Origin of the sequence: Flavobacterium sp. (assembly GCF_041392085.1) — a bacterium.
Classification (GTDB): Bacteria; Bacteroidota; Bacteroidia; order Flavobacteriales; family Flavobacteriaceae; genus Flavobacterium.
The window spans coordinates 153,945-168,187 of record NZ_JAWKMW010000005.1; the positions used below are offsets into that span (position 1 = coordinate 153,945).

Sequence of the window (14,243 nt, forward strand, 5' to 3'; positions counted from 1 at the left end):
TTGGTCGCTTTGGTTCAACAAGAAAAAATCAGTTTTTGCTGCACAAGGCTTTCCACTACCATCAGGGCTGTAATTCTCTGCTGTGTAACACAAGTGGTTTTCCAAAACAAAAAAAATCGGTATCTTCGCAAAAAAATATAACAAAAACCTTTAAAAAAGTTATAATGTCAACCATCGCACAACAATTCGGCATGACCGAAGCCCTAGAAATATTAGGCATAAAACCCATCAACGAAGGAACTTCTACCGGAAATCACCACTTTTCCAATGGTGAAATCATTGAAAGTTATTCTCCCGTAGACGGCCAACTGATTGCCAAAGTAAAAACCACCACCGAAGCCGATTACGAAAAAGTAATGCAAACCGCTACCGAAGCTTTTAAAACGTTTCGTTTAATGCCGGCTCCAAAACGAGGCGAAATCGTTCGTCAGTTTGGTGAAAAATTAAGAAAATACAAAGAACCACTCGGGAAATTAGTTTCCTACGAAATGGGAAAATCACTTCAAGAAGGCTATGGCGAAGTGCAGGAAATGATTGATATTTGTGATTTTGCAGTAGGTTTATCACGTCAATTACACGGGTTAACCATGCATTCCGAGCGTCCCGGACACAGAATGTACGAGCAATATCACCCACTTGGTGTAGTCGGCATCATTTCTGCGTTTAACTTTCCGGTGGCCGTTTGGTCTTGGAATACCGCATTGGCTTGGATTTGTGGTGACGTTTGTGTTTGGAAACCTTCTGAAAAAACTCCACTTTGTGGTGTGGCATGTCAAAACATCATCGCCGAAGTATTAAAAGAAAATAATTTACCTGAAGGAATCTCTTGTTTAATCAACGGTGATTATAAAGTAGGGGAATTGATGACGCACGATAAACGCGTTCCGTTAGTTTCAGCAACCGGTTCAACCCGAATGGGAAAAATTGTTGCCCAGGCTTGTGCCGCTCGTTTAGGAAATTCATTGCTTGAATTAGGAGGAAACAACGCCATCATCGTCACTCCGGATGCCGACATCAAAATGACGGTTATCGGAGCTGTTTTTGGAGCCGTTGGAACAGCAGGACAACGTTGTACTTCTACCCGACGATTAATTATTCACGAAAGTATTTATGATAAAGTAAAAGACGCTATTGTTTCAGCCTACAAGCAATTACGTATCGGAAATCCATTAGACCAAAACAACCATGTGGGTCCGTTAATTGATGTTCACGCGGTTGAAATGTATAAAAAGGCGTTAGAAAAAGTAGTTGCCGAAGGCGGAAAAATTATTGTAGAAGGCGGTGTATTGTCTGGAGAAGGATATGAAAGTGGTTGTTATGTAAAACCAGCCATCGCCGAAGCAGACAATTCATTTGAAATTGTTCAACACGAAACCTTTGCTCCTGTTTTATATTTACTAAAATATTCCGGAGATGTGCACAATGCCATCGAAATTCAAAATGGTGTAGCCCAAGGATTATCTTCTGCAATTATGACAAATAATCTTCGTGAAGCAGAAGCTTTCTTATCCCATGCCGGTTCAGATTGCGGAATTGCAAATGTAAACATTGGAACTTCCGGAGCTGAAATTGGAGGTGCTTTTGGTGGTGAAAAAGAAACCGGAGGTGGTCGCGAATCAGGTTCGGATGCTTGGAAAATTTATATGCGAAGACAAACGAATACAATCAATTATACTACCAGTTTGCCTTTGGCACAGGGGATTAAGTTTGATTTGTAGTTTTTGAGAGAATAGAAGAAAGAGAAAAGAAAACCCTGCAAAATTTATTATTTGCAGGGTTTTTTACTTCGTAATAGCAAACAAAGCATGAAGAAAAAGTCAATTATTTCGTCTTCTTCACATACTGCGTCAAAATATAAATACTTTGGTTTTCCACTCTTCCTTCGATTAGGTTAGCATCATCCCAAACCAATTTAATATTGTGTACAGCAGCACCGCGTTTAGCAGTGAAGTTTGCTCCTTTTACATCTAAATCTTTAATCAAAACCACAGAATCACCATCTTTGAGAATATTTCCGTTGGAATCTTTATGGATGATTTTGCCTTCGTCGTCATCGGCTTCTCCGGTAGCTTTTGCCCATGCTAAGGCATCTTCATCCAGATACATCATGTCGAGTAAATCGTGGTTTTTTAGTCGAGCCAACATTCGCCAACATACAATTTGTATTGGTAGATGTTCGCTCCACATGCTTTCATTCAAACCTCGCCAATCGTCGGGATTTGTTGTTTCCGGATTCTCGATTTGATTTTTTAAGTTTTGGGTAATTAAAATGCTGTTTTCTAAACTTTCATCGGTTTTAGGTGGAACGGTGTACACCACTAAATTTTCCTCTGAACCACTTATTTCACATTTAGAACCACTACGGTCTTTTAATTTTTTTTCTGTAATGCTCATTTATGTTATTAAATTACAAATTAAAACAAGCTCCAATATTAAATTGAAATTGGTTGTTTAATTTTTCATAACCCACTACATTGTTGTCGTATTTTGCAATTGGGAAACCAACTTCAGAAAACACGCCAAATCCTTCAGAAAAGAAATAGCGGGCACCTACGTGACCACCAAAGTTTCGTAATCCTAAGTTTAGACCAGGATACACATCCATTTCTGTTGGCAAACCAATTACGCTTCCAATGTTTGCGTTAAAACGAGCTTTTAAATCAAAACGATCTTCAAATTTGGCTTCAAATCCTGCGGGTTCATCAACACCCAAGAGGTAACCTGTTTGTACACCTATAGACATGTTTTCGCCAATTCCATGATCATAAAACAAAACAATTCCGGTTCCGTGATTTTGAATATTGGCTCCTACTTGAAATTTTTGATCTCCTTTTCCGCTATACGCTTGAGCACTAGCAAAAAGAGAACCGAACAAAAGTCCTACTAAAAATAATTTTTTCATGGGTATAAAATTTTTACAAAGGTATGATTTTTACTAAAAAAGCTATTTAATTTCTTCCTTTTTCATTTGGATACAATTGAGGCAAGGGTTCACTTTGCCAGTATTGCTTTGAGTCAACATCTAGAATGGTAAGTGGTCCGTAAAAAGCAGCTCCGGTATCGATATTCCATACACACGCTTTGTTGATGGGAATTGTTTCATTGATGCGAGTGGTGGGCGTATGACCAATATAAATTTCGTTGTATAAAGTGAATCGTTTTGGATAGAATACATTGTTTTTTGATAAACTTGGATTCAATGAAAGAGCCGTTTCCCATAAGGTTCTATCCCAGTAGAACAAGCGAGGATAATATTCATACGCAATACCATTAACATTAGTAAAACCGGCATGAATGAATAAACGATTTTGTTCGTCTAAATAATAATCTTTTAATTGGTTTTCTAAAAAAGCAATATGTTCTAAGCGAGTGATATCCGAAATTTTTTCATAAGCATCAATAGTAGATTGACCGCCATGTTTAAACCATTCTTGGTTGTAATCGTTTGTTTTTAAGTAATTGAGTAGCAATTCATCATGATTTCCTCTGATGAAAATACAATTTTGTTTTTTTCCTAAATCAATTAAAAAATCCAATACCTGAGGAGATTCACTCCAACCGTCTACATAATCACCTAAAAAAATTAAAGTATCATTAAGGGTTGTTTTGCTTCTTTCCAGCACTTGATGCAATGCTCGAAGTCCGCCATGAATATCTCCGATTACGAATGTTTTAGTCATTGTTTCTGTCATATTTTACCTTCCTTAAAATCCGCATGGTTTCTTTGAAATTTACATAAACCATTGGGTTTTCTAGGGTTTTAAGTAGTGGTTTGGCTTCAATTAATTTTTGTTTGGCTTCATCAAATCCGTTTAAATAACAAATCATCAACGTAGAGGGCAAATTTAGTAAATCTCGTTTTTCATTTTCGGATAAGGTAGTTGCTTTTATTAGTTTTTGCAACAAAGATAAGTTGGAATTATAAATATGAAACATCATTTTCCTATTGTATTGAGGTGGTTCAAACAGAAACTCATTTTCAATTTTATAATAACCGTTATCAAAAAAAGTCAGCGTTTGTTTTTCTAACGGATAATAACTCGTTTTGTCATTCAATCCCAGCGGAACATATTCGGTAATTGAAAAAGTTTTATCATCATATTCAATTGAAACTTCATCAAAAGCGGAATAGAATAGTTTGATTTGTTCGTTAATCAATTCAATATCAACTCTTGAATAAAAAGTTTTATCGCGAACTTTTTTCTTGTTTCCTGCCCAGCAAACAACAAACAGTTCTTTAAAAACATAGTATTTCGTATCCATGTCTTTGTGGCGATTATTCATAAAATCCAAAACACCTTCTAATGTATAAGAAATACTGTTTCGTGAATTATTCTCAATCCCAATCACCGTTTCTGTATTCATTTTAGAAAACGGAATTTTATCATCCGTAGGAATAGAATTACTTCCTCTTCGCACAAAAACTGTTCGAGCCGGAATGGTGTAAATTCCTTTTTTAAAAAAAGAAACCTTACTTTTTGGCTTTATCGTGACTAAACCCACTACTTTATCTTTGGGTAAATTAGGAAACGGTACATTTTCATACTGTATTTTGGGAGGATTTTCTAAAAATGCGTTCACTAGATTTTGGATTCTACTGTCATCAAAAAAATCATTTCCCACAATTTCATTGTCTTGGTCTTCTACACCTACTACAATATATGAATTGTTGGTTGGATTAGAATTAGATAAAGCACAAATATGCTTTAAAAACTTAGCTTTACCTTCTTTAGTATGTAAATTCAATTGCCGCTTTTTGTCATAAAAACTGTTCTCATCATTGTGAGCTAAAAGATTTTTGATAAGAAGGCGTTTGTTGATCATTTTTTTTAGTTTTCATTCGCAGTCGCAGTTTTCAGTGATATTGATAGCTTGAAAACTATTTAAGCGACTGAAAACTTCTTTAAGGAACTTCATTTCCCATACTTTCTGTCCAAATTTCAAACCAGTCTTCTTTATCCAAAACCAAGCTCATTGCTTTCTGCAATTGTTGAATTCGGGCCACATTTACAGTACCCGCTACAGGGATAATTTTTGAGGGATGCTGCATAACCCAAGCCAGTAAAATAATATCGGAACCGAAATGATACTCTTCAACTAATCGGGCCAATAATTTTTTCAATCGTCGAGTTTGTTCGGTATCTTCTCTAAAAATTGTTCCGAGCGGATTCCATGCCATTGGACGAATATTATGTATTTGCATATAATCCAAACTTCCATCTGTCATGGGATTAAAATGCGTGGCAGAAAATTGGATTTGATTATAAGCAACTCTAGTTTTTTGTTGAATTAAATCCGTTTGTGAAGATGTAAAGTTAGACAACCCAAAATCTAAAATTTTACCCTCTTTTTTTAATTTTTCAATCGCCTCGGCAATTTCATCAGCGTTCATTAATGGGCTAGGACGATGTAAAAGAAGAACATCCAAATAATCGGTTTTTAAATTCTTTAAAGAGTTTTCTGCAGACCAAATGATATATTCTTTTGAATAATCATAATGTTTAATCTTGTTGTTTCGATTATCAGTTATCAATTGAATACCACATTTTGTAATCAATTGAATTTTTGTTCGTTCAATTTTACTACGCTTAAGAGCTTCCCCAAAAGCAGCTTCTGTTGTGTAACCACCATAGATATCGGCATGATCAAATGAAGTTATCTTGTTTTCTAAACAGACCAAGATGAGATTGGCTATTTCAACAGTGCTTAGATTTTTATCCCAAACACCCCAGTTCATAGTTCCTGCTACAATAGGCGATAATGTTGTTGTCATAAACTAAAAGAATAAAATGTATTTGTTTTGTTCAAAAGAAACGAGGTTATTTAAAATTGAAATAAAAACAGTGAACTGTACAACTCTTCCCAAGAGGTCTTAAAATTATGAAAACTAAATCACAAATCACTCTTAAAACCCATGATTTTATTGAAGTTTTAACGGTATGTTAACATTTTGAAACGAATAAAATTTTCAATTTGCACTGTTAATTTTTACATGCTAAATTCGAGTGCTCAAAACAGAAATTATGGAAGAAAATACAACTACGCTTGATATTCGAGCGATTAATGAAAGAATAGAAAAAGAAAGTGCTTTTATAGACCTTCTTACGTATGAAATGAACAAAGTAATCGTTGGTCAGAAGCATATGGTGGAACGTTTGTTGATTGGCCTTTTGGGACAAGGACATATTTTATTGGAAGGAGTTCCCGGTTTAGCAAAAACCTTGGCCATAAATACGTTGTCACAAGCCGTTCAAGGAACTTTTAGCCGTGTACAATTTACACCGGATTTATTGCCCGCCGATGTGGTTGGAACAATGATTTATAATATTAAACAGAATGAATTTTCTATTAAAAAAGGGCCTATTTTTGCCAATTTTGTTTTAGCTGATGAAATCAACCGTGCTCCGGCAAAAGTACAATCGGCTTTGCTTGAAGCGATGCAGGAAAAACAAGTAACTATTGGCGATACCACTTTTAAATTAGACAAACCATTTTTGGTTTTAGCTACTCAGAACCCAATAGAGCAAGAAGGAACGTATCCGTTACCGGAAGCTCAAGTTGACCGTTTTATGTTGAAAACAGTAATTGAATACCCAAAAATGGAAGATGAACGTTTGGTGATTCGTCAAAATTTAAAAGGTAGTTATGAAAAAGTAAATCCGGTTATTTCAATTGAACAAATTCTAAAAGCTCAGCATACCGTTCGAGAAGTGTATATGGACGAGAAGATTGAAAAATATATTTTGGATATTATTTTTGCAACTCGATTTCCGGAAAAATATAGATTAGAAAATTTAAAACCGTTAATCAGTTTTGGTTCTTCTCCACGGGGAAGCATTAATTTGGCAACTGCAGCAAAATGCTATGCGTTCATCAAACGTCGTGGTTATGTAATTCCGGAAGATGTTCGTGCCGTAGTGCACGATGTATTACGTCACCGTATTGGTGTTACGTATGAAGCAGAAGCAGAAAATATTACATCTGTTGAAATTATCAATAAGATTGTAAACGAAATAGAAGTGCCTTAAAATTTAGTTGGCAGTTATCAGTTATCAGTCGGCAGTTTATCTGCTTAACCGATGACAAAAAACAGACAACCGACAACTGAAAAAAATGGAAACAAAAGAGCTACTCAAAAAAGTACGAAAAATAGAAATCAAAACCCGACGATTGAGCGATCATATCTTTTCGGGAGAATACCATACATCTTTCAAAGGTAGGGGAATGACTTTCTCAGAAGTACGTCAGTACCAGTTTGGCGATGATGTTCGTGCTATCGATTGGAACGTGACTGCACGCTATAATGAACCCTACATCAAAGTTTTTGAAGAAGAGCGTGAACTCACAATGATGTTGATGGTTGATATTTCCGGTTCTGAAAGTTTTGGTACAAAAAATCAATTAAAAAGCGAAATTGTAACTGAAATCGCTGCAACCATGGCGTTTTCGGCTACGCAAAACAACGATAAAATAGGATTGATTTTGTTTTCAGATGAAATTGAGCTTTACATTCCACCCAAAAAAGGAAAATCACATGTGTTACGAATCATTCGGGAGTTGATAGAATTTAGGCCTAAAAGCAATCGAACAAATATTTCTAATGCGTTGAAATTCCTTTCGAGTGTAATGAAGAAAAAAGCCATCGTATTTTTTATATCTGATTTTATTACGGATGATAATTACGAACACACCTTAAAAATAGCCGGAAAAAAACACGACATCACCGGAATTAGGGTGTTTGATGTTCGCGAAGAAAAAATGCCAAATATCGGAATGGTCAATATGTTGGATGCAGAAACCGGTGAAACAATGTTGGTGAACACCAATTCAAAATCTATCCGGATGGAATATGAAAAATATTATCAAGAGAAAGTGGCTTTTTTCAAAGAAACTTTTTCTAAATGTGGCTCAGGAACAGTAAATACTAGAGTTGATGAAAGTTACGTAACCAAATTGCTAACCTATTTTAAATCGAGATAATCATACGACAATTTTTAAAAGAAATTGTAAATCGCTGTGAAACAGACAATGAAAAGTAAATTATACATATACTTTCTACTCTTATCAACTTTTGTTTTTGCTCAACAAAAAAGAGTAATTACTTCGGTTGACAGTACCAAAGTGAAAATTGGAGCACAAATTAATTTAACACTTAAGACAACGGTAGATACTTTGTCCAAAGTTGCCTTTCCGGAGGGAAAATTATTTGGTAGTTTAGAAGTATTAGAAAGTTATCCCACCGATACTATCAAAGAAAACGATAAGTATCAACTCATCAAAAAATATGGCTTAACACAATTTGACAGCGGAAGTTATACCATTCCTTCTTTGCAAGTTATTATTAATTCAAAACCCTATGTGACCGATAGTGTTTTGGTAGAAATTCTGCCGGTTATAGTGGATACTTTAAAACAACACATGTATGACATTAAAGATATATCTACCGTTCCGAATGATTATTCGTATTGGTGGATTATTGTCATAATTTTGATTGGACTTGCCGGATTGGGCTATCTTATTTATTACTTTATCAAAAGAAATAAAAAGGCGGTTTTGGAAGAAATTGTTTATACTACTCCAATTGAAAAAGCTACTGCACACTTGAAATCATTAGAAAAAAAGAGTTTGATTGAACGTGGAGAAGTCAAAGAATATTATTCCGAATTAACCGATATTGCACGAACATATATTGAAGAAGCCATTGAAATTCCTGCAATGGAAAGCACGACAGACGAATTAATTTCTGCTTTTAAAATTGCCATTGTCAAAAAGAAACTTTCACTTTCGGAAGAAACGATTAAAAATCTGGAAAAAGTTTTGAAACAAGCAGATTTAGTAAAATTCGCCAAATCAAAGCCATTAGAATTTGAAATTGCAGACGATAAAATTAAAATCGAAAAAACAATTTTCAAAATTCATCAGTCCATTCCGGAGGAAATTGAAGACGAAGATGAATTAGAGACTAATGAAGCGAATAAAGCAAAAACTTTAAAACGAAAAAAAGCAAGACAACGAAATATCATAATTCTCTCTTCTGTTGGGGTTTTTCTACTTTTATTGGGGATTTTGGTAGCTGTTAAAGGTTTTGACTTTTTAAAGGACAATATCATTGGTCACCCAACGAAAGAATTATTGGAGGGAGAATGGGTATCAAGCCAATACGGGAACCCTGCAATCGTTATTGAAACACCAAAAGTACTTAAACGGATGGATGTGTCGAAAATGATAGGCAAAGAATTAGGAGAAATGGCCAATATGCAAATGTTTGGTTATGGTTCGATGATGGATGACTATTATATTGCAATCATGACAACGAATTTTAAGCAAGAAGTAAACGTAGATTTAAACCAAGCTTTCGAAGGTTCTCTAAAAATGATGGAAGCCAATGGGGCTCAAAACATCTTAGTTAAGCAGGAAGAGTTTTCAACTCCTGAAGGCATTAATGGGTTAAGGGCATATGGGACAATGAATATCTTGGATAAGTTAACCAAAAAAAGCAGAAAAGCCTATTACGAAGCCGTTTATTTTGCTCAAGAAGGAGGTTTGCAACAGATTGTAGTGATGCATGAAGAAGGCAATGAGTTAGCTAACCAAATTACAGAGCGAATAATGAATTCTGTTGAACTTGCCAAATTAAAACAATGATGGAAAATATTACTTTTTTACATCCACAGTTTTTTTGGTTGTTTACTCTTTTACCGGTAGCAATAGCATGGTATATTTGGAAGCGAAACAAACAAACACCTACTTTAAAAGTTAGTTCTTTAAAAGGATTTAAGGTAAGAAGCTCAATTCTTCCAAAATTGAAACCAATTCTTTTTGCTATGCGAATCGTGGCATTGAGTTTCATTATTGTAGCGTTGGCAAGACCAAGAACAGTTGATATCAGCAATAAAACTAAGACAACAAGAGGAATTGACATTGTAATAGCGACTGATGTTTCAGGTAGTATGTTGGCTAAAGATTTAAAACCCAATCGGTTAGAGTCATTAAAAAAAGTAGCAACAAAATTTGTCAAAGATAGACCTAATGATCGTTTTGGAATAGTGGTTTATGCCGCAGAGAGTTATACTAAAACACCGGTAACAAGCGATAAATCCATTGTGGTTGAAGCTATCAAAAACATTAAGTATGATAATGTTCTAAAAGACGGAACAGGTATCGGAATGGGATTGGCTACAGCAGTGAACCGATTAAAAGACAGCAAAGCAAAAAGCAAAATTGTTATTTTGTTAACCGATGGGGTAAATAATGCCGGATTTATCGAACCGGAAACAGCTGCAGACATTGCCAGAGAATACGGAATTAAAGTGTATACGATTGGAATAGGAACCAATGGAATGGCAGAATTTCCCTATGCCTATGCACCAAACGGTGGATTTTTATTTCAAATGATGCCGGTTGAAATTGATGAAGCACTAATGAAAAGCATCGCCAAAAAAACCGACGGAAAATATTTTAGAGCAACCAGTAATAATAAATTACAAGCAATTTATGACGAAATTAATAAGTTAGAAACCACTGAAATAGAAGAACAAAAGTTTTATAATTATGATGAAAAATTTCGCCCTCTGATTTGGGTTGCCGGATTGCTTTTGTTAATAGAAATTTTATTAAGACAAACCATTTTTAGAGGTTTTATATAATATGTATTCACAGATAGACGAAAAAATATATTTATACTTTTTAGCTGTTATCCCAATAATAGTGATGCTTTTTTTAATTAATTTATATTGGAAAAGAAAAAAGCAACGCGAATTTGGGGATTTGGAATTGGTTAAAAAATTGAGTCCTGAAAAGTCTGTTTTTAAGCCAGTTTTGAAAATTACCTTTTTACTTTTGGCTTTAACGAGTTTAATCATCGGCTTGGCCAATCCCAAAATTGGCAGTAAAATGGAAACCGTAAAAAGGGAAGGAATTGATGTAGTTTTTGCCATCGACGTTTCCAAAAGTATGTTAGCCGAAGATATGGCACCCAACCGATTAGATAAAACAAAACAAATTGTTTCGCAAATCATTAATCAATTGGGTAGTGATCGCATTGGAATGGTCGCCTATGCCGGAAGTGCTTTTCCTGTGCTTCCCATTACAACCGATTATGGGGTAGCAAAAATGTATTTACAAAGTATGAATACCGACATGGTTTCGTCGCAAGGAACATCGTTAGAAGAGGCCATAAAATTATCGGCTAATTATTTTGATAAAGGAAATGCTACCAACAAGTTAATTATTCTAATTTCCGACGGAGAAGATCATTCCGATGGTGTGGAGGGAGCCATTGAAGAAGCTCTCAAAATAAAAGCTAAAGTAATCTCTATTGGTGTTGGAACAGAAAAAGGAGGCCCCATTCCAATCAAACGAAATGGTGTAGTTGAAAATTTTAAACGCGATCAAAACGATGAGGTTGTGGTAACCAAAATGAACCAAGAAATACTGAAACAAATAGGAAAAGGAACTAAAGGAGGGTATGTTTACGGCGGAAACACAAAAGAAGTCTTGGATTATGTAAAAAACGCTTTGGATAATATTGAAAAAACCGAATTTGAAACGACACAAGTAGCCGATTTTCAATCACAATTTCAATGGTTTTTAGGTATAGCATTTGCACTTTTGTTTATCGATATTTTTCTGTTAGAAAGAAAAACAGGTTGGATCACTAAGTTGAATTTATTTAATGAAAAGGAATCATGAAGCAAATCGTTTTTTTAATTAGTTTATTATTTTCTTTATTTACTTTCGCTCAAGTGGAGGTGAAGAAAGAGAAGGATAAAATTTTGCCTAAAGCAAATGAAGCTTTTGCTGAAAAAAAATATGCTGAAGCCGAAGCACAATACCGTATTTCCAACTCAAAAGGATTATCCGGTGCAACACCATCTTATAATTTAGGGAATTCGATTTATCGGCAAAAACAATTTAGCGAATCCAAATATGCTTATTCACAAGCCTATGAAAAAGCGACTACGAAAGATGAAAAACATAAAGCGTTGCACAATTTGGGTAATGTTTACATGAAAGAAAAACAATATGGCAAAGCGGTAGAAGCCTATAAAAACGCTTTGCGAAATAATCCTTCCGATGAGCAAACCCGTTATAATTATGCTTTAGCGAAAGAATATTTAAAAAACAATCCGGAAGATCAAAATCAAGATAAAAAAGACGATAAGAAAGACGACCAAAAAGACGACCAAAAACAAGACAAAGGCGACGGAGATAAAGACAAAAAAGACGATAAAAAAGAAGGCGACAAAGACCAAGGAAAAGGCGATAACAAAGAAGACAAAAACGAAGGTGACCAAAAGAAAGATGAAAAACAAGGTGGTCAACCAAAACCGCAACCGTCCGGAATTTCTAAAGAAAGTATCCAAAATCTATTAGATGCCGTTAATAACGAAGAAAAGAAGATACAGGAAAAAGTAAATCTTCAAAAAGTAAAAGCAAAACCTGTTCAAACGGAAAAAGACTGGTAATTAAAAATGAAAAAATTAGTATTCTTACTATTAATCACTTGTCAAGCTATTTTTGCTCAAGTTCAGTTTGAAGCCAAGGCAAGCAAAACTTCTTTGGGCCTCAACGAACGCTTGCGTATTGATTTTACGATGAATGTGGACGGTGATAATTTTGATCCCCCAACTTTTGAAGGTTTTAGAGTTATTGCAGGTCCTAGTCAGCAAGTAAGTCAATCATGGGTTAACGGAAAAAGTTCGTTTAACAAAACGTATTCTTATTTTTTGTTACCCACGCAAAAAGGTACTATTTCCATTAAACAAGCATCAATTGAACACAATGGACAAGTTTATAAAACTACACCAATAAGCATTAAAGTTACCGATGCGGTACAGCAACCACGTGATCCAAACGACAATTCAATCTCCATAAATGATGCGTTGCATTTAGTGGCCGAAGTCAGCAAAGCCAATCCGTATCTAAATGAACCTATTACTGTTGTTTATAAATTATATTTCAGTCATAACATCGGTATTTCTAATTGGCGAGAACTAGACAAGCCAAAATACAATGATTTTTGGAGTCAAAACATCGACATCAAACAATTGGTTGCCGAAGAAGGAACGTATAACGGTGAACGTTTTCGTTATGTAGTACTTCGCAAAACGGTTTTATATCCGCAAAAATCAGGGAAGTTAGAAATTGAACCGCTTTCTTTAGATATTGATGTAGAATTACCAACTAATCGACGCAATATTTTTGGTCAGGTAATGTTAACCAAAGACCACAAGCGGGTTTCTGCCGGAAGCAAAATTATTAATGTGAAACCACTTCCCGAAAACGGAAAACCAATTGATTTTTCTGGTGCTGTTGGTAAATTTGATTTTAAAGTAACACCATCTAAAACCACCTTAAAAAATGGCGAAAGCATGGATTTGGAAGTGAGTGTTTCCGGTTCAGGAAATTTAAAATTATTCAGTTTGCCCAAACCGGTTGTTCCAACTGCTTTAGAAATGTATGATCCGGTTCATTCCGAAAATGTGAATACGCCTTTGAGCGGAATGAACGGTAAAATCTCCGATAAATACACCATTATTCCACAATTCAAAGGAAATTATACGATTAAACCGTTGCAATTTACCTATTTTGATTTAGGAACGAGCAGTTATAAAACCATCACTTCTAACGAAATTACTATTAATGTGGCGGACGGACCAGCATCGCCAAATGCAGGAAATGAAAATCAAGGTAATGCTTCTGTAATGAAAAAAGCAGTGGATGCTCAAGAGCAGTTCAAATTTATTCATTTAAAAACCAAATTATCTCAAACAAATAAAGAAGATTTCTTTGGTTCAACAATGTATTATGTTTTGTTGGGAATTCCGTTTCTGTTGATTCCATTTATCATTTTATTTAAGAAGAAAAAAGAAGCAATTGATGGTGATGTGATTGGGAATAAATTGAAAATGAACAATAAATTGGCTAAAAAATATTTATCCGAAGCTAAAAAACAACTTGGTAATAAAGAACCATTTTACGTGGCATTAGAAAAATCATTACACAACTTTTTGAAAGCGAAATTAAAAATTGAAACCTCAGAAATGAGCAAAGATTTAATCAAAGAATTTTTAGCCGATAAAAAAGCACAACCGGAAACGATTGAAAAATTTATTCAAATCACTGAGAATTGCGAGTTAGCTCGTTATGCACCATTTTCAAACGTAGCAATGCAACACGATTTTGAAAAGGCAGCAGAGGTAATTTCGGAATTAGAAAAACAAATTTCTTAATATCAAAAC

The 14,243-nt window shown here is 34.8% G+C and carries 13 protein-coding genes; 8 read left to right on the forward strand and 5 right to left on the reverse strand.

All coding sequences use genetic code 11. The features are described from left to right. The first annotated feature begins 164 nt into the window (after positions 1-164). Entirely contained in the window at positions 165-1,718 is a 1,554-nt protein-coding gene (locus R2782_RS03655) for an aldehyde dehydrogenase family protein (protein ID WP_371266718.1), read from the forward strand. A gap of 103 nt (positions 1,719-1,821) precedes the next feature. On the opposite strand, the gene R2782_RS03660 is transcribed toward R2782_RS03655, so the two are convergent. The 5 genes from R2782_RS03660 to R2782_RS03680 form a co-directional block, all read right to left on the reverse strand. Next, positions 1,822-2,394: a PhnA domain-containing protein gene (locus tag R2782_RS03660; protein ID WP_371266719.1), complete on the reverse strand. Its 573-nt coding sequence runs from the start codon at positions 2,392-2,394 to the stop codon at positions 1,822-1,824. Between the two features lie 13 nt (positions 2,395-2,407). After that, positions 2,408-2,902, reverse strand: a complete 495-nt coding sequence (locus tag R2782_RS03665) for a DUF6646 family protein (protein WP_371266720.1) — start codon at positions 2,900-2,902, stop codon at positions 2,408-2,410. Positions 2,903-2,948: 46 nt separating this feature from the next. Continuing rightward, positions 2,949-3,680 carry a metallophosphoesterase family protein gene (locus tag R2782_RS03670; protein WP_371266721.1) on the reverse strand — a complete coding sequence of 244 codons (732 nt, stop codon included), beginning with the start codon at positions 3,678-3,680 and terminating at the stop codon, positions 2,949-2,951. Then, positions 3,673-4,824 carry an ATP-binding protein gene (locus R2782_RS03675; protein WP_371266722.1) on the reverse strand — a complete coding sequence of 384 codons (1,152 nt, stop codon included), beginning with the start codon at positions 4,822-4,824 and terminating at the stop codon, positions 3,673-3,675. The genes R2782_RS03670 and R2782_RS03675 overlap by 8 nt, the downstream gene beginning before the upstream one ends. Before the next feature lie 79 nt (positions 4,825-4,903). Further along, a complete protein-coding gene (locus tag R2782_RS03680; protein ID WP_371266723.1) occupies positions 4,904-5,773 on the reverse strand; it encodes an aldo/keto reductase family oxidoreductase in 870 nt (289 codons plus the stop codon). Positions 5,774-6,023: 250 nt separating this feature from the next. On the opposite strand from R2782_RS03680, the gene R2782_RS03685 reads away from it, so the two are divergent. The 7 genes from R2782_RS03685 (at position 6,024) to R2782_RS03715 (ending at position 14,234) form a co-directional block, all read left to right on the forward strand. Further along, positions 6,024-7,028, forward strand: a complete 1,005-nt coding sequence (locus tag R2782_RS03685) for an AAA family ATPase (RefSeq protein WP_371266724.1) — start codon at positions 6,024-6,026, stop codon at positions 7,026-7,028. A gap of 85 nt (positions 7,029-7,113) precedes the next feature. Beyond that, positions 7,114-7,980, forward strand: coding sequence for a DUF58 domain-containing protein (locus R2782_RS03690; RefSeq protein ID WP_371266725.1), 867 nt, complete (start codon positions 7,114-7,116; stop codon positions 7,978-7,980). Positions 7,981-8,028: 48 nt separating this feature from the next. Further along, on the forward strand, positions 8,029-9,645 hold the full coding sequence (locus R2782_RS03695; protein ID WP_371266726.1) for a hypothetical protein: 1,617 nt from the start codon (positions 8,029-8,031) through the stop codon (positions 9,643-9,645). After that, positions 9,645-10,646 carry a VWA domain-containing protein gene (locus tag R2782_RS03700; protein WP_371266946.1) on the forward strand — a complete coding sequence of 334 codons (1,002 nt, stop codon included), beginning with the start codon at positions 9,645-9,647 and terminating at the stop codon, positions 10,644-10,646. Before R2782_RS03695 ends, R2782_RS03700 begins: the two co-directional genes overlap by 1 nt. A gap of 1 nt (position 10,647) precedes the next feature. Further along, the gene (locus tag R2782_RS03705) at positions 10,648-11,691 is read left to right on the forward strand and encodes a VWA domain-containing protein (RefSeq protein ID WP_371266727.1); all 1,044 of its coding nucleotides are present in this window, start codon (positions 10,648-10,650) and stop codon (positions 11,689-11,691) included. Beyond that, positions 11,688-12,467 carry a tetratricopeptide repeat protein gene (locus R2782_RS03710; protein WP_371266728.1) on the forward strand — a complete coding sequence of 260 codons (780 nt, stop codon included), beginning with the start codon at positions 11,688-11,690 and terminating at the stop codon, positions 12,465-12,467. Before R2782_RS03705 ends, R2782_RS03710 begins: the two co-directional genes overlap by 4 nt. A 6-nt stretch (positions 12,468-12,473) precedes the next feature. Beyond that, positions 12,474-14,234, forward strand: a complete 1,761-nt coding sequence (locus tag R2782_RS03715) for a BatD family protein (protein WP_371266729.1) — start codon at positions 12,474-12,476, stop codon at positions 14,232-14,234. Positions 14,235-14,243: the final 9 nt, after the last annotated feature.